General features: G+C 61.6%; 16 protein-coding genes and 2 pseudogenes. 7 read left to right on the plus strand and 11 right to left on the minus strand.

Annotation, left to right across the window (positions count from 1 at the left end):
• The first annotated feature begins 55 nt into the window (after positions 1-55).
• Together CNE_RS36455 and CNE_RS36460 are read left to right on the plus strand one after the other, a co-directional pair.
• The gene (locus tag CNE_RS36455; protein WP_041229122.1) at positions 56-1,429 is read left to right on the plus strand and encodes an IS4 family transposase; all 1,374 of its coding nucleotides are present in this window, start codon (positions 56-58) and stop codon (positions 1,427-1,429) included.
• A 161-nt stretch (positions 1,430-1,590) separates the two neighbouring features.
• Positions 1,591-2,613, plus strand: a complete 1,023-nt coding sequence (locus tag CNE_RS36460; RefSeq protein WP_013953603.1) for an IS110 family RNA-guided transposase — start codon at positions 1,591-1,593, stop codon at positions 2,611-2,613.
• 282 nt (positions 2,614-2,895) lie between these two features.
• Here the strand turns inward: CNE_RS36460 and CNE_RS36465 are convergent, their stop codons facing one another.
• From CNE_RS36465 to CNE_RS36485, 5 genes and pseudogenes are all read right to left on the minus strand, one after another.
• Positions 2,896-3,147, minus strand: coding sequence for a hypothetical protein (locus CNE_RS36465; RefSeq protein ID WP_013959791.1), 252 nt, complete (start codon positions 3,145-3,147; stop codon positions 2,896-2,898).
• Positions 3,144-3,782 (minus strand): ParA family partition ATPase, encoded by a 639-nt coding sequence (parA, locus tag CNE_RS36470; protein ID WP_013959792.1) that lies wholly within the window; start codon positions 3,780-3,782, stop codon positions 3,144-3,146. The genes CNE_RS36465 and parA overlap by 4 nt, the downstream gene beginning before the upstream one ends.
• Positions 3,783-4,026: 244 nt before the next feature.
• Entirely contained in the window at positions 4,027-4,860 is an 834-nt protein-coding gene (locus CNE_RS36475) for a replication initiator protein A (RefSeq protein WP_013959793.1), read from the minus strand.
• Between the two features lie 26 nt (positions 4,861-4,886).
• On the minus strand, positions 4,887-5,171 hold the full coding sequence (locus CNE_RS36480; protein WP_013959794.1) for a helix-turn-helix domain-containing protein: 285 nt from the start codon (positions 5,169-5,171) through the stop codon (positions 4,887-4,889).
• Positions 5,172-5,296: 125 nt separating this feature from the next.
• A pseudogene (locus CNE_RS36485) lies at positions 5,297-6,052 on the minus strand (DUF2285 domain-containing protein).
• 32 nt (positions 6,053-6,084) lie between these two features.
• On the opposite strand from CNE_RS36485, the gene CNE_RS36490 reads away from it, so the two are divergent.
• On the plus strand, positions 6,085-6,300 hold the full coding sequence (locus CNE_RS36490; RefSeq protein ID WP_013959795.1) for a hypothetical protein: 216 nt from the start codon (positions 6,085-6,087) through the stop codon (positions 6,298-6,300).
• A 188-nt stretch (positions 6,301-6,488) separates the two neighbouring features.
• On the opposite strand, the gene CNE_RS36495 is transcribed toward CNE_RS36490, so the two are convergent.
• From CNE_RS36495 to CNE_RS36510, 4 genes are all read right to left on the minus strand, one after another.
• Positions 6,489-7,181, minus strand: a complete 693-nt coding sequence (locus CNE_RS36495) for a helix-turn-helix domain-containing protein (protein WP_013959796.1) — start codon at positions 7,179-7,181, stop codon at positions 6,489-6,491.
• 15 nt (positions 7,182-7,196) lie between these two features.
• The gene (locus CNE_RS36500; RefSeq protein WP_041229123.1) at positions 7,197-7,424 is read right to left on the minus strand and encodes a hypothetical protein; all 228 of its coding nucleotides are present in this window, start codon (positions 7,422-7,424) and stop codon (positions 7,197-7,199) included.
• Between the two features lie 168 nt (positions 7,425-7,592).
• Positions 7,593-8,984 (minus strand): GABA permease, encoded by a 1,392-nt coding sequence (gene gabP / locus CNE_RS36505; RefSeq protein WP_013959798.1) that lies wholly within the window; start codon positions 8,982-8,984, stop codon positions 7,593-7,595.
• Between the two features lie 170 nt (positions 8,985-9,154).
• Positions 9,155-9,505 (minus strand): DUF2958 domain-containing protein, encoded by a 351-nt coding sequence (locus CNE_RS36510; protein WP_013955135.1) that lies wholly within the window; start codon positions 9,503-9,505, stop codon positions 9,155-9,157.
• A gap of 352 nt (positions 9,506-9,857) precedes the next feature.
• Here CNE_RS36510 and CNE_RS36515 point away from each other — a divergent pair, with 352 nt between their 5' ends.
• Both CNE_RS36515 and CNE_RS36520 read left to right on the plus strand, forming a co-directional pair.
• Positions 9,858-10,172 carry a helix-turn-helix domain-containing protein gene (locus CNE_RS36515; protein WP_013959799.1) on the plus strand — a complete coding sequence of 105 codons (315 nt, stop codon included), beginning with the start codon at positions 9,858-9,860 and terminating at the stop codon, positions 10,170-10,172.
• 580 nt (positions 10,173-10,752) lie between these two features.
• Positions 10,753-11,046 (plus strand): helix-turn-helix domain-containing protein, encoded by a 294-nt coding sequence (locus CNE_RS36520; protein WP_013959800.1) that lies wholly within the window; start codon positions 10,753-10,755, stop codon positions 11,044-11,046.
• Positions 11,047-11,116: 70 nt separating this feature from the next.
• Here the strand turns inward: CNE_RS36520 and CNE_RS36525 are convergent, their stop codons facing one another.
• Positions 11,117-11,428 (minus strand): DUF736 domain-containing protein, encoded by a 312-nt coding sequence (locus CNE_RS36525; protein WP_035815586.1) that lies wholly within the window; start codon positions 11,426-11,428, stop codon positions 11,117-11,119.
• A 797-nt stretch (positions 11,429-12,225) separates the two neighbouring features.
• Here CNE_RS36525 and CNE_RS40420 point away from each other — a divergent pair.
• Together CNE_RS40420 and CNE_RS36530 are read left to right on the plus strand one after the other, a co-directional pair.
• The gene (locus CNE_RS40420) at positions 12,226-12,474 is read left to right on the plus strand and encodes a helix-turn-helix domain-containing protein (RefSeq protein ID WP_080569695.1); all 249 of its coding nucleotides are present in this window, start codon (positions 12,226-12,228) and stop codon (positions 12,472-12,474) included.
• 3 nt (positions 12,475-12,477) lie between these two features.
• Positions 12,478-13,818: a type II toxin-antitoxin system HipA family toxin gene (locus CNE_RS36530; protein ID WP_013959802.1), complete on the plus strand. Its 1,341-nt coding sequence runs from the start codon at positions 12,478-12,480 to the stop codon at positions 13,816-13,818.
• Here CNE_RS36530 and CNE_RS36535 read toward each other — a convergent pair.
• Positions 13,815-14,149: pseudogene (locus CNE_RS36535) on the minus strand (DUF932 domain-containing protein). The gene CNE_RS36530 and the pseudogene CNE_RS36535 sit on opposite strands and share 4 nt — an antisense overlap.
• Positions 14,150-14,628 lie beyond the last annotated feature (479 nt).

The following is a 14,628-nucleotide window of genomic DNA, read 5'->3' on the forward strand; positions in this document are numbered from 1 at the left end:
AACTGGATTGAGCGGTGTTAACTTTCGCCCATCCTATTTATGTTGTTGCAGCGGATTGGCGATCAGAGACGACACGGCAGACTGGGCTAGCGAAGAATTCGCAGAGGCGAGTCTCGGCGATGCTCGCCTGTCGCAGCGACTGGTCGCGCTGGCCCGGCAGCTGGCCATCAGTCCACACACTTCGCTCCCCCAGGCCCTGTCACCAGCTGAACTGAAGGCGGCCTACCGCTTCTTCGATAACGATCAGGTCGATACCAACGGCGTGCTGGCGCCGCATATTGCACAGACGTTGCACCGCATGGAACAGTTGCCAGTGGTGCTGGCAATACAGGATACGACCGAATTCAATCTGACGCACCTGCACGCCACAGAGGGCTTAGGTCGCTGTACCGGTGGCAATGAGCGTGGTTTCCTGATGCACAGCCTGCTGGCAGTCAGTCCAGAGGGGCTGCCGCTTGGGGTGCTGGGCATGAAGACGTGGACACGCGCTGAAGCAACCAAAGGTAGTGCTGCGCAGCGCAAGTCCCGACCCGTCCACGAGAAAGAAAGCGCTAAGTGGATCGAGGGTCTTGCCCATCTGTCTGCGCTGAAGTCGCGCTGTGCACAGACCCAACTGGTAGGGATCGGAGATCGCGAAAGCGATGTGTATGAACTGTTTGCTGCCGAGCGACCAGACGGAGTGGACTGGCTGGTGCGCGCAGCATGGAATCGCTGTGCCCGCCATCCCCAGCGCTATCTCTGGCAAGCGGTATTGGACACCCCTGCGGCAGGCTACACCGAGTTGCTGATTCCGGCCAGAGGTGCACGCACCCTACGCACGGCCCGCCTGACGCTGCGATACGCGCCCGTTCGCCTGCAACCACCTCAGACGCGGGCTGGCTTGCCCGAGCAGAATGTCTTCGCTGTGCATGTCATCGAGGACGAACCGCCCGCCGGTATCGAGCCGCTCGAATGGATGCTACTCAGTTCGGTGCCCACGCACTCGCCTGAGCAGGCTCTTGAGCGGCTTCAGTGGTATGCGCGGCGCTGGACCATCGAGACCTGGCACCGTGTGCTCAAGAGTGGCTGCCGTATCGAGGCCCGCCAATTCGGTACACTGGAACGCTTCGTGCGGGCCACCTCCCTGTTTGCCGTAATCGCCTGGCGCATTCTGTACACGACTCTACTGGCTCGCCTTGATGGCGAGTTGCCCTGCGAGGTAGTCCTTCAGCCCATCGAATGGCAGGCTCTGTATTGCCGCGTACACCGAACCACCCGGCCACCGGACAAAGCGCCATCGCTGAATCAGGCAGTACTGTGGATCGCCACGCTGGGTGGCTACCTGAATCGCCGCAGTGATCCTCCGCCCGGCGCCACGGTTATCTGGCGAGGCTTCTTCGTCCTCCACGAGATTACCGAAATGTTCCGCATCTTCAGTTCAGGTCCATAGGATGTGGGTAAAGCTCAGGCCTTTAGGCAGGGGAGATGGAATGAACACCGCCCGTCAGTAACGCTAGCGGGGGTTCCACGATGAGGGGCTCTCGCTTGACCGACGGCATCGATGTGCCAAAGTGAAGATCCGAACCATCACTTGAGGTAAGGAGAGCCCAAATGAATGCTACGACATATGGGCTGGATCTTGCAAAGTCGATCTTCCAGCTCTACTGGGTCGACCCAGAGACGGGCGAGACGCACAGCCGGCGCCTCAGCAAGACCCAACTGATTTCCTTTCTGAGCAATCGCACCCCCGGCAAGTTCGTACTGGAGGCGTGTGGCGGCGCGCACTGGTGGGCAAGAAAGATTATCAGCCTGGGCCATGAAGCCATCCTACTCCACCCAAAGTACGTGCGACCGTTCGTGCGGACCAACAAGACCGATGCGGCCGACGCGCGCGCGATCTGGACAGCCGCGCAGCAACCTGGGATGCGACCGATACCGGTAAAGACTGAGGCACAGCAAGCCTTACTTGGATTGCACCGAATTCGCTCGGAACTAGTCGACAGCCGCACGCGGCAAGTGAATCAGATTCGCGGCTTGCTGGGCGAATACGGCCTGCACTTCGTGCTTGGTCGCAAGGCTGCCATGGCGCAGTTTGTCACCCGACTGAGCGAGATCGAGCAAACCATCCCGGCTCCCTTGTGGCGACTGTTGTCGCGCCAGTTACAGCGACTCAGGCAGTTGGACGCTGAAATCCTCGCGGCCGAGCAAGAGATCGCTGCATGGCTAAAAACCGAGCCTGCCGCCCAATGTGTGGATGCGATTCCGGGAATTGGCCCGATCACCGCCACGGCCCTGGTTGCCACCATGGGATCTCCCCAGGCTTACCGCTCAGGCAGAGCCTTCGCGGCCAGCCTGGGCCTGGTACCAACCCAGAGTGGCACCGGCGGCAAGGTTCACCTCGGCCATATCAGCAAACGTGGCGATCCCTATTTGCGCAAACTGCTGATCCATGGCGCACGCATCGTGCTGACCCGCTCGAAGCGGCGCCCGTGCTGGGCTGAGGCCCTGCTGGTCAGGCGCCCGACCAATGTTGCCATCGTCGCGCTAGCCAACAAGATGGCGCGCACCGCCTGGGCATTGCTTGCCCATCGCCGCGTCTATGAACCCGGCTATATCAGCGCACGGCCTGCGTAGCGAAAGCACGACCACAGCAGGGCACAAACGAATACCTTCAGGGTTGCACAGGGTAAGGAGATAAGGTGTGATGGCAAACTAGGTCGGACCGCGGGAACGCAAACCCGATGACGTCCAAGCGGCTTACAGCCCGTCGTGGGAGATGGGGACGTTCCCGGCTGATTCCATCAAGGCCCGCAGGCACGTTCCTGCAGCAAGGTCGGATATAAGACAGCAACCCATACCTACAAGCCAAAGCCCTTCAATTTACCTTGGCATCCGGGCGGTGTTCATATAAGGACGTCAATGGGGTGACTCCGGGAATTCGCGTTCCAGCAGCGCGCGCAGCAGTTCGGCGACGGTCACGCCTTGCGTGAACGCCGAGACTCTGATGCGTGCGCGCGTCGCCGGTGTGATATCGAGCGTCAGGCGTGCGGTGTACAGGTCGTTCTTCTGGAGGCCGTCTGCCTCGCCCTGTCGAACCCACGCCTGAGCGTGCGGGTTCACGGGCGGACGCGCGCCAATGGCGATGCGTTTGCCACGGGTGATCGTCATGTCGGCCACCGCAGCAGTTCATCGACCAACGCGGTGATTTCGTGCGCGGCGGCACTGTCTGGCGCGGTTTCGCGGGCGAGCCGGCCTGCAGCCACCCTGTCGGCGAACACGATGCGCTGATGCACTTCGGCGCGCAGCGCCGGTGGCGGCTGATCAGCCAATGCTTGGCGGGCTTCGCGGCCAATGACGGTGGTGCTGATGCGCCGATTGATCATGAAGGCAGCGCGTATCGCCGGCCGGAAGACTGGCGCTTCACGGATCAGCGCGACCATCTCGGCAGATGCCCACAGGTCGTAGAGACTGGGCTGCGCTGGAACCACGACGCGATCGGCGGCCAATAATGCCGGGCGCGCCAAAGCGGCGATGCGTGGCGGGCCGTCGATGACGACATGGTCGCAGCGTCGCGCCAAGTCCGGTGCTTCCTGGTGCAGCGTTTCGCGGGCGAGGCCCAAGGCGCCAAATAGGCGAGCCAAGCCCTGCTGGCTTCGTCGTTGTGTCCAGTCCAACGCCGATCCCTGTGGGTCGGCATCAAGCAGGACGACGTGCTGGCCGCGTAGCGCCAGCTCCCCGGCGATGTGCGTGGCGAGCGTGGTCTTGCCCACGCCACCCTTCTGGTTGAGTAAGGCGACAATCATGACCTCGCCTCACGGACTGAAACACCGGCCTTTGCTGCGTCGTGCCGGTCGGAGGTTGTCCACCGACGCCGCGCGCTACTACTAGTTAGTTTTTTTAAGTTAGATAAGTTAACGGAGCCGAAAACCCGCGCCGGTATTGGCTTTGCGGGTATTCCATACTCCTGATAGCACGATACGCGTACTCCTGATAGCACGATACCCCTTACTCCTGATAGCACGAGGCTCTTCACAGGTTGTCCCCAAGTTATCCCCGTGCCGTGGAAAGCACGGGCCTGAAGGTCAGCACTTCGGTGGCATCGCCCGGCACACGCGCGATGCCAAGGACGTACCCAGGCAAGGGTTGCCGCGCCACCAGTGCGCGCAGGTCGTAGGCAAAATCCGAGAAGCGCGTGGCGCTGCCCGATTTCCGGTACAGGTGCCGAAAATCGAATTGCCAGCCGCCCGGCTGCTTGCCACCGTGCTTGCGCACCAGGCGGTACAACCATCGCTCGATGCCGCCAGTGAGCCGGAAATACGCCGGATCGATGGTCAGCATCAGGGCAGCGTCGACGACGCCGGCGTAGAACCAGTCCGGCAGGATCAGCTCGATACCGAGCGGCCTGCCACGGGCATCGGCCAATTCCTTCCACTCGTTGATCCATGAGAACCGATGCAGGCGCCGCCCGCTCGTCTCGCGGATCGAGGTTGCCACGGTGGTCGATTGCAGCCGGTCGAGCGCGGCCTTGAGGCGTTGGTAGTCGCGCAGCGACACCCCGCGTCCTGCGAATCGAAGGATTTCGTATGGTGTGGCGTGCATCAGCCGGGGTGGGCGCAGGCCCGCGTCGTGCGCTTCCGCGATCTGGCTGGCGGCCCAGATCAAAATGTCCGCATCCCAGATCGTGGCGATGCCATGCTCCTGCGTGCCTTCCACGCGGATAATGACGTTCCCGCTGCGGAAATCGATCGGCGCCGTGCGCCGCGACTTCGCCAGCGAAAAGAACGGGTACGCCATCAAGTCCTGGGCATCGCGCGGCGCCATGTCGCCCGGCAAGGCGTGGAAGCGGTCGAGTTGTTCCCGCTCCACTGATCGACTTGACATGGCAATGACCACCGGCGAGCCAGCGATCAGCGCGCACGGCTGTCCGCCGCATGCTGTTCGGTGTATTCAGGATCGGAGGTGGCCTCGTAGCTGCGCTGGTCGGCCCAGGTGTTGAGATCGGCGACGGCGTACATGACGCGCCGGCCGAACTTGCGGAACTTCGGCCCGCCGCCAATCACCCGTTGCTTCTCGAGCGTGCGCGGCGACAACCGCAGGTAGTCGGCAGCTTCGTCGTTGGTGAGATAACGTTGGAGTTGCGGGGTCGTCGTAGCGACGGCAGCGGCTGCAGGCCGCAAGGGAGCGGGACGCATCGGATGATCCTCCATCGATCAAGATCGTTGGCCGCACAACGCGACCGGATGGAGACCAGTCTGAAGAAAGGGGGGCTGAGCGCGGAGGGTCGTTTTGCAGCGAAGGTAAGATGACCCTATGGAGGTCACTCGAGCTGCGCCAGGCGACGGTAGCCGCCGTGCATCAACGATCGGCCGCGGCGTACCAGGCGGCGCACGCTCGAACGCAGGCCGCTGTCGGCGTGCCAGTCACTTGCCACAGCATCGGCACCGAACAGCCCCTCCCCGACCTCGCGCAGGGACGCGCCTGCCTGGGTCGCGTCGAGCGCTTGCAAGGTGCGCATTTCCAGCATTGCGGAGGGTGTCGGCCGGGGTCGGCCAGTGACAGTCGGGGAAGCTTCGGTAACCTCCGCCAACTTGTCCCACTCGGCCACGACCGTGCGGTAGCGCGCGCTGAGTGCGGCGCCGGGCCGGACGGCATAGACAACGGCCATGCCATCCTCCAGCCCGGGCGCCAGCGCCAGCCGTACGCAGCTGTCGGACCGGCGAGCCATCAGTATCAGACGTTTGCCGTCATGAATCAGATGCTTTTGGCCGGGAATGCGCCAAAACTGGAAGGCGCTGGCATTGGGCGATGGGTCGGCATCCGGGTAGAGTTGGAGCACCGCGTCATGGTCAGGGTACCAGGCTGGATGCGCGTCGCGCGCATCCAGAGACGGGTCTTCCAACAAGCGAAGGCCCCAGCGATGCGCCGCCTCCGGCCGGCGCCGACGGCGCAGTCAGTCACGCCGGTAGTCGGGATGGCGGCGCAGGTACTCCCAAGCCAATCCGGGCCCGTCCAGGTGCAGAACGTAGAGATACGCTGCGGTCGGAAGCCAAGAATCAGCACTTCGATCGGCCATGACGCAACCTTCTGTCGAACAGGAACGTCGCGATGGACATCGAGCACAAGAAAATACATCACAAAGTCTTTGACTCCAACGCCTTGTCCAGATCGTCCGAATGCGACCGCCGCGCAGCGCGGAAATCGCGCGCGGCACAGCGAATCCTGCCGCAAGCCGCGCAGGACATCATGTCTCTTTGGCTCAAGGTCGCGCCGTCTTGGCGCAATACTGTCGATCTAGACCGCGGCCGTCTTGAATCAGACTGAGATAGGCACAATTAGCTGCAATGGCCTGTGTCTGGATTCCCCGCCGCATCGGGACCTTGGATCCAGTTCAGTGGGGATCGAACCATCGAGGTGCGCAGCGCCTCTCTCCCCTCTCTGGTGCCATTTCGACTGCGAATCGCAGGGCGGATTAGAGCGGCGCTGGCAAGCGTGGATCCCGATCCATCAACCTACAGACGGATATCAACGGAAGTTGGTGTCGCGAATAGCTTGGGTTCCTTGCCGAGCGGAAACCCGATCACGTACAGGACGTTAGCTGGCATTGGCCTGTCCGGGTCCGAGCCCCCCTTCAGCAGCACGTTGCGCTCGGCATAGCAGAGCGAAACGCCAAGGGTCTTGAGCACATCGATGTTGGCTTGCATCGTGTCAGCCGCCTCGCGCTTCTGCGCTTCGGTATAGGCGTCCAGGGCATCGCGGTAGTTGCGGAAATATTCCATCAGTGCGGCGAAGCGTTTGTCCGCTTCGGCGCCCATCTCGAAGGCCAGCTCCGACATGTCCATCGTGCTGGTCTGCGCCAGCTCGGCCAACTGCTTACCCGTGGTCAGCCGAATCGCCGCGAAGGTGACGTGCTCGAGGTCGAACTGTTCCTGCGCAGCCTTGAGTTCGTCTTCGGGTGGAATCGCGAATGGCTTGTTGAGCGCGTCGATATCCAGGAAATCGAACGCGCTGGCCAGCGCCCGGCAGGTGTCGGCGTCGGCCGGCCAGCCTCGCTCGACGCGCTGAACGGTTCGCACGTTGAGCCCAGCGATCACGGCCAACTGCTCCTGAGTCCATTGCCGGGCGTCGCGGAACACCTTGATGCAGACAGCCAGCTCGGCGGGGGTCAGCAGGCGTACTGGTGGCGTGTTTTCCGTCGCATTCATTTCGTTGCTCCTTCGTTATCGACTGACGTGGCCAGCCGTGCTGGCCACACCGTTGCGCATGGCATGGCCGCACCTGGCGAGGGGCCAGAACGCAAGCAAGAATCCGACAGCGGCCAGCACTGCCACATAGTGAGCCGGCGCCATGGTGTTGTAGTCGCAAGCGCTCAGTGTGCGTGCCAGGACCGGCAAAACGCCGCCCGGTGCGTCCACGTGAATCTCATTCAGCTCTCGGAATGTGGTCACGTTCAGGTCTCCTTGCAATGGCATTGATACGCCGTCGGTCAGTGCCCGGCTTCGTGTGGGTCTTGCGGGCCCACCACGGCGGGCGAGCCGGTTCCCTCAGTCGACCTTCGAGCCATTGACCGGTGCCAGGCTGGTGTACTCTCGACCGCGTGGGCCGAACGTGCCGGTTCACGGGCTGTCATCCATCGCCAGTGCTTGCCCGTCTGCGCTTCGGTTACGCGCATTTAGCCAGGCACCAGCCAGCACACCCGCAAGCAGCGTCGCTGTCGCGAGAATTTCCATGCGATGGGCGGGATGCCAGACCATGGCCGCGAGGACACCGAGAATCACCACGACGACCGACCACGTCAACCACGGGTAGCCCCACATACGCAGCGGCAGCTCTGCCGCGCGTCGTTCCAGTACTGCGCGCATGCGCAGCTGCGATACTGCGATCACGAGGTAGACCAGAAGCGCCACGGCGCCAGAGGTAGCCAGCAGGAAGGCGAAGACGCGTTCTGGCATAAGGTAGTTCGCCAGCACGCACACGAAAGCGAATGCGGTGGACACCAGTACCGCGGCGCGCGGTGTGCCACACGCGGCAGTCCGGCTTAGGCCGCTCGGGGCATCGCCCCGCGTCGACAGCGAGAACAGCATGCGCGAGGCGGTGTAGAGCGCCGAGTTCAGGCAGCTCATTACCGCTGTCAGAACGATGACGTCGACGATCGCCTTGGCGTGCGGCACGCCGAGGATCTCCAGCGCGCGCTGGTACGCCCCATGGGTGACCAGCAGCGGGTCATTCCACGGCACCAGTGCAACAACAATGAAGATCGAGCCCAGGTAGAACAGCGAAATGCGCCACACCACCGAGCGCGTCGCGCGCACGATTTGCCGGGCCGGGTGTTCCGCTTCGGCCGCCGCAATGGTGACGATCTCCGCCCCCATGAATGCGAACATCGTTGTCAGGACGACAGCGATGACAGCATGTGCGCCATTCGGCATGAACCCGCCATAGTCAACCAGCCGCGCCACGCCCGATACCTGAGCCCCCGGAAGCAAACCCAGCACCGCCAGACCGCCTACGGCAATGAACGCCACGATGGCGACCACCTTGATGAGCGCGAACCAGAATTCGAACTCACCATAGTTCCTGACCGAGAACAGATTGGTGCCGGTCAGCGCGAGCGTGATCGCCAGCGCAAACGTCCACTGGGGTATGGCGGGCAACCAGGCGCTCAGAATGGCCGCCGCCGCGGTCGCTTCAATCGGGATCACGAGGACCCAGAACCACCAGTACAGCCAGCCAATCGTGAAACCGGCCCAATGTCCGATGGCGCCGTCCGCGTAGGTCGAAAACGATCCGGTATCCGGCTGTGCCACAGCCATCTCGCCCAGCATGCGCATGACCAGCACCACCAGCAGCCCAGACATGGCATAGGCCAGCAGCGCGGCCGGGCCGGCCTCGGCGATAGCTCGCCCGGAGCCTACAAACAGTCCGGCGCCGATGACGCCTGCAATCGAAACCATCGTGACGTGACGCGCCTTGAGTCCATGGCTCAGCCCTTTCCCTGACGGGTTCATGTCTCTCTCCTCGGTGAAGCGCGACCTACATGAGCCGCTACGTTGGTGCTCCTATGACATGGAAATTGACCGCCGCTGGCGTTCCAGCATGCCGCGGTCGTCTGACCCCAAATGCGGCATGCCGCATCGCATTGACGCGAACAACGGGGTTCTGCAGATTGCCCACTCGATCAATCGACGATCGAGCCACTGGACTGTGCCAGCCGGGCGTACTCGCCTAACGACCGCGTTGGCCGGAAGTACCGGTCACGAAGAATCGGCCTCTTGAGCGGCCCAACGATGGATGCCAGGTCGGACAGCTTCACATGGCCCAGTTCGGGCATGCCGATACCCACGTCGCACAGACCGTAGGCGGTGTCACCATCGGCCGGATCCAGCGCGGCCAGTAGCCAGGTCGCATGCGCATCGGGGGTAAACAGCCGCACCACGGGCAGCGGATCCCTGGCCTTTCCGGTTGCATATGCGTGGCCGTTTGCGAGCAGCTGCTCGCGTTGTTCGGCGGTGATGAGAGGTTGGATCATGGTCGTTGCCTCCTAAAAGGTTCGCTCCACGGCAGAGCGAGACGATGTTGCGCGCAGGCCAAACACCCGGACCGTCCACACTCCGACCCCATTCGGGGCGGGCCGGGGTTGACGGCTAGCGACATGCGCTAGCACAGCGTGAATTGCGGCGGACGCGGACGCGGCTTTGCTGGAGCCCCTAGGGACGTCAAGCCGCACCAAGCGTCCGTCTATATGCGCCGGGTTGCACCTTCTGGCGCACACATCAGTAGATGTGGCTTGACGCGTGCGCTGCAATTGTAGAGTAAACACGTCAATAAATGGTGTGTTTAAAACGTCGTTAGTCAGACTACTCATAGGCATTCTTTGGCCTATGAAAGGCAAGGGTCAGCACAAACGAAATCCGGTCGCGACGCTCCTCGGTCAGAGGCTAAAGGCTTGTCGTATCGAGGCGGGAAAATCTCAGGAAACCTTGGCGTTCGAGGCGCTGGTGGACCGCACGTACATTTCCGCGATGGAGCGCGGCGTCGCGAATCCCTCGGTCGAGACCTTGGCCAACATCTGCTACTGCCTCGGCATTACACTCGCCGAACTATTCGAACCACTGACAATTTCCCTGAAACCGACAGGTACGCGCCGCTCAAACACCGCGGAACCCGAGGAGATCAAGCGTCAGAGACTGCGCTAACTGGCGCATCTCCGGGAGTGAACGTCTGCTGTTGCAGCCATGACATCGAGCACCGTCCCGCATGGCGATCGACTACGACTCCGCGGGCGGGGTGAGTCGCATTACACGGCCGTCTGCAGCGGTTCAGGCCGACATAATTAAGTCGCGCGTTTACAGCTAGAGAGCCATGGTGTGCTTCGCAAGCGTGCCGCGCCTGAGAAAGCTGTGATGCCAGCGGTCGTTCCGACAGCAGGTTTTCCAGGACACGCTCGCCTATGGCCTGCTGGCGCACGCTCGCCGGGAGCTTGAGCCAAGTGAGCAGCCGCACCACGGGTAGCGGGTCGATGCCCTGCCCGGCGGTACTCGCCTCGCCGTTGGCTGGTAGTGGCCCCCGCTCGCCAACTGTGGTGAGCGGCTCGGTCACGGAAGGGGGAAGCGGAATTGTTGAGGTCAAGAAAGGCACGGATGCGGTCCCTATATCTGTCGGAATCCGCAAATGAGGATTCCGGGAAAACCGAAAGCAGCTCTAAAATGAACACTATAGATTGTAGCACTATAGAGCGCAATCGGCTGACATCATGGTTTTCTAGGGGAACCACTGGTGACGGCGAAGCACTCATTGGCAACAGCAATACGCATAATCAGGAAAGCGCGCGGCTTGAGCCAGGAAGCGTTCTCCGACGTGTCTAGCCGTACTTACATGAGTTCCCTGGAGCGCAACCTAAAAAGCCCGACCATGCACAAGCTGACCGAACTATGTGAGGTCATGCAAGTGCATCCGCTAACGCTGCTGACGCTGGCCTATGCCGGCGAGAGCACGCACAAGGCCGACCAGCTTCTGGCGCACGTGCGCCAGGAATTGGAGGCGATCTTGAAAGAGCGCGACGTGCCGTAGGCGCTCGCGATGCGGCCGCTAGCAGCAGCTGCGTCCCGCCGCAATGGGCGGGGCGTTTTTGGGGCGGCCGTCAGGCCGTCGGCTTGCTGCGCGACCAGATCAGGTTGTGCGTACCATCATCTTCCTCGATCAGCCGGGCGTATATCGTCGCCGGGAATGAAGGATCATCAAGGGTCACGGACAGGTAGGGCCGCTCGGACTGGCTGACTTTCTTCCACGCCGCGCCGAGGTCATAGCCGCCGGCCGCCTGGACGCGGAAGTCGGGGGCGTTCTCGCTCGCCTTGTCGTTGGGGATGAACCGGACCTTGACGTTGAGCGTCAGGGTGCGAACCGTGCCAATGAAGCCGTCGTTCTGAGCGGTGAAGATGCCGATGTTGGCCATGATGCTTTCTCCTTTCGGATGAACCAAGGTCGCGCCCATCGCGTCCTTGTTGTGATCCGATCCGCGGGGGCCGGGCTGGCTGCACCGCTTGCGGCCGAGACGCAGTGGAGGACCTGCAGGCGCGAACAATTTGCTGCGCGAGGAAGCCGCGCAGCGGCGAGGAAATTGTTTGGGCTGGAAGGTTGCGGCCATAAAGACCGAGGCGCAGCCGCGCCCCTGCCAGGATGCACAACAGCTAAAGGACGCATGGGCTGACCTCCCCAAAAGGAGCCGTGGCCGACTCGGCATCCCCGCATGGCGGCTGTACCGGCTTGCGCCCTGACGCGGGAAACGACCCGTCCTTCAACGACAAGCGAGAACGCCCCTGCCGTAGCCCGCGGCGACGCCTTCGAGGCATGGCGTGGATGCTCCATAGAGGCCGAGCGGCGTATCCGTGAACCGCCCTTCATGACGTTGTGGGCGACGAATCGCTAGCGTCGAGGACAGAAGGCTTTCGCACAACCTGTTGCAGCAAGCCGAGGCGTAGCCCCACGGCACCGCCCCCTGCAGCGGGGCGCAACGCTTGCGACCCTGACAGTTCATTCAAAAAGCCGTAGGAAGCCTTTTTTGTCAGATGCACTCCAGCGCACACTTCAAAGACCGCGGGCTTGAAATACCTGCAACACACATTTACTTGCTTTACAGTTATTTCAACTTTACGCGTTATGGTGGTAAGTCGTGTCTACCTGCATAGCAAGTAATTTGCTTTTACGAGCAAAGCAGGTAAAATTTATTTACGCGCATTGCAGGTATCCAAAATGAAGCAAGTGCTCTCAACGCCATCTCAGCTAGGCGAAATATTGCGGTCGGCTCGCCGAGCCAAACGGCTCACGCAGGGCCAAGCCGCCACCAGGCTGGGACTAAGCCAAAGCCGGCTGTCTGCCTTGGAGATTGAGCCCAAAGCCATCTCTTCGGAACAGTTACTGGCCTTGGTCAGCCTTTATGGCTTAGAGCTCGTTCTCCAGTCGAAGAACCACGCCCCTCCATCGCAAGAAACGGAGTGGTAATCAATGGGAAGAAAGTCACACACTCGGGCGTTGTCAGTCTGGGCCAATGGCCAACGTGTTGGCACCTGGCGCATCCCGCCGCATAGCCCTATGGAGCTCCAGTATGACAAAGACTGGATGGCTTCTGCCGCAGGACGCCCCTTGTCCCTTTCACTGCCGTTCGGCATCGACACCTCTCCTTTGAAGGGCGAGCGGGTCCGCAACTACTTCGACAACCTTCTGCCGGATAACGACAACATCCGCCGGCGGCTCGCTACCAAATATCAGACCGCTTCCACCGACCCCTTCGACCTGTTGGAAGCAATAGGACGAGACTGCGTTGGCGCCGTCCAGCTTCTCAAGGAAGACGAAGCCCCCCAGAACGTCAACAGTATTGAAGGCACCCCGCTATCTGACACCGACATTGAGCAGCTCCTCGAGAACACGGTTACCACAACGGGGCCTGGAACAATAATGGAAGATGAAGATTTCCGCATCTCCATTGCAGGCGCCCAAGAAAAGACCGCCCTGCTCCGTCACGAAGGGAAATGGCTGCTTCCGCATGGGGCAACGCCGACTACACATATCTTGAAGCTACCGCTCGGCTTGGTTGGCAACCGGAAAGCTGACTTGTCGACCTCGGTAGAGAACGAATGGCTTTGCATGCAGCTCTTCAAGGAGTTCGGACTGCCGGTGGCCGACTGTGAGATATTGACCTTCGGCAAGCAGAAGGTGCTCGTCGTCACGCGATTCGACCGACAACTTCATCACAGCGGCAAATGGATAATGCGTTTGCCGCAAGAGGATTTCTGCCAGGTCCTCGGCGTGCCTCCCCATCTGAAGTACGAAGCAGAAGGCGGACCTGCAATGGTCGACATTGCGGCAGTCCTCCGGCAGTCACAAACTCCAGAGCGGGACCTGAAAACATTCTTGGCAACACAAGTCCTGTTCTGGATGCTGGCTGCTACAGACGGCCACGCCAAGAACTTCAGCATCCATATGTTGTCAGGGGGCCGTTACAACCTCACACCGCTCTATGACATTCTGTCCGCTTGGCCGATTATCGGGGATGGGCCCAACCACGTCTCGTACCACAAGGCTAAGCTCGCCATGGCAGTTGCCGGCAAGAACCGCCACTATCTGTTGAAGGATATTCGGCGCCGCCATTTCAATGCCATGGCACCTAAGTGCTATGCAGACTCAACTGCGGAACCAATCATGGAGGAGTTGATTGCCAAGGTCCCAACGGCCGTTTCGAACGTGGCCAATCGACTGCCACCAAATTTCCCTGCTCATGTCTCGGACAGCATCTTGGAAGGCCTTCAGGCGTCCGCCAAGAAACTCGGTGACATGAACGCAGGTTAGCGCTGCAAAACCGCCGGCGGTTGCCGGCTTCGAATCATCAGAGAGTCAACCGTTGGTACGCGCACGTCCGCGATGGCGTCGCCGCAGACAAGGCCGTTTTGGCACACGAAGCGGAACATGCCGGCGAGCATCTGGTAGCGCTCGTGCCATCGTGCGAGTTCAGCAGAATGATCTCGTTGGCCTCGCGGCCATTGATCTGGCTGGCGTGGCGCAGTCGGATCATGTGCTTGGTGTATTCGCGGCGGTCGTCCTGCCGCACGCGTGTCTGGCACACCATGAAGGGCTGAAAACCTTCGCCGCGCAGCTCGTCCAATACCGTGACGGTAGGGATATAGCTTTACCGCTCCGAACGACTGCCGTGTGGGGCTTCCGCGAAGATGGACGGGGCTACGCTGCGGATTTGGTCGTCGGGCAAGGGATCTTCCGAGCGCAGTACCGGGGAACGGGAAGCGAAGCGGGATGCGAGATGCATAGTCTTTCTCCTGACAAGGGTTAGCTGTCGAAAACCACCGGATTCCTAGATTCGGAGCCCGCCTTTCGGCTTTTCCGGTGGGGTCGGCGCGGAGACCTGGGCCGGCCTCGTTGCCACCGTCTTTTCTGAGTTCATCGCCCGCGACGGTCAGGAGCGCGCGGACGGGGGCCGTCAAGGAGACAAGCGCAGGGTTGGTGCGGCCCGCAGGCGTAGCCGAGGACACGGCCCTGCGCGCCTTGACGGCCCCCGTCCGCGGGCTACAGTCGCGAGGTGATGGAGTCAGGAAAGATGGCTGGACAGGCAACGGCCGCCCCTGTGTGCCGACCGCACGGCAAGCG

Origin of the sequence: Cupriavidus necator N-1 (assembly GCF_000219215.1) — a bacterium.
GTDB lineage: Bacteria > Pseudomonadota > Gammaproteobacteria > Burkholderiales > Burkholderiaceae > Cupriavidus > Cupriavidus necator.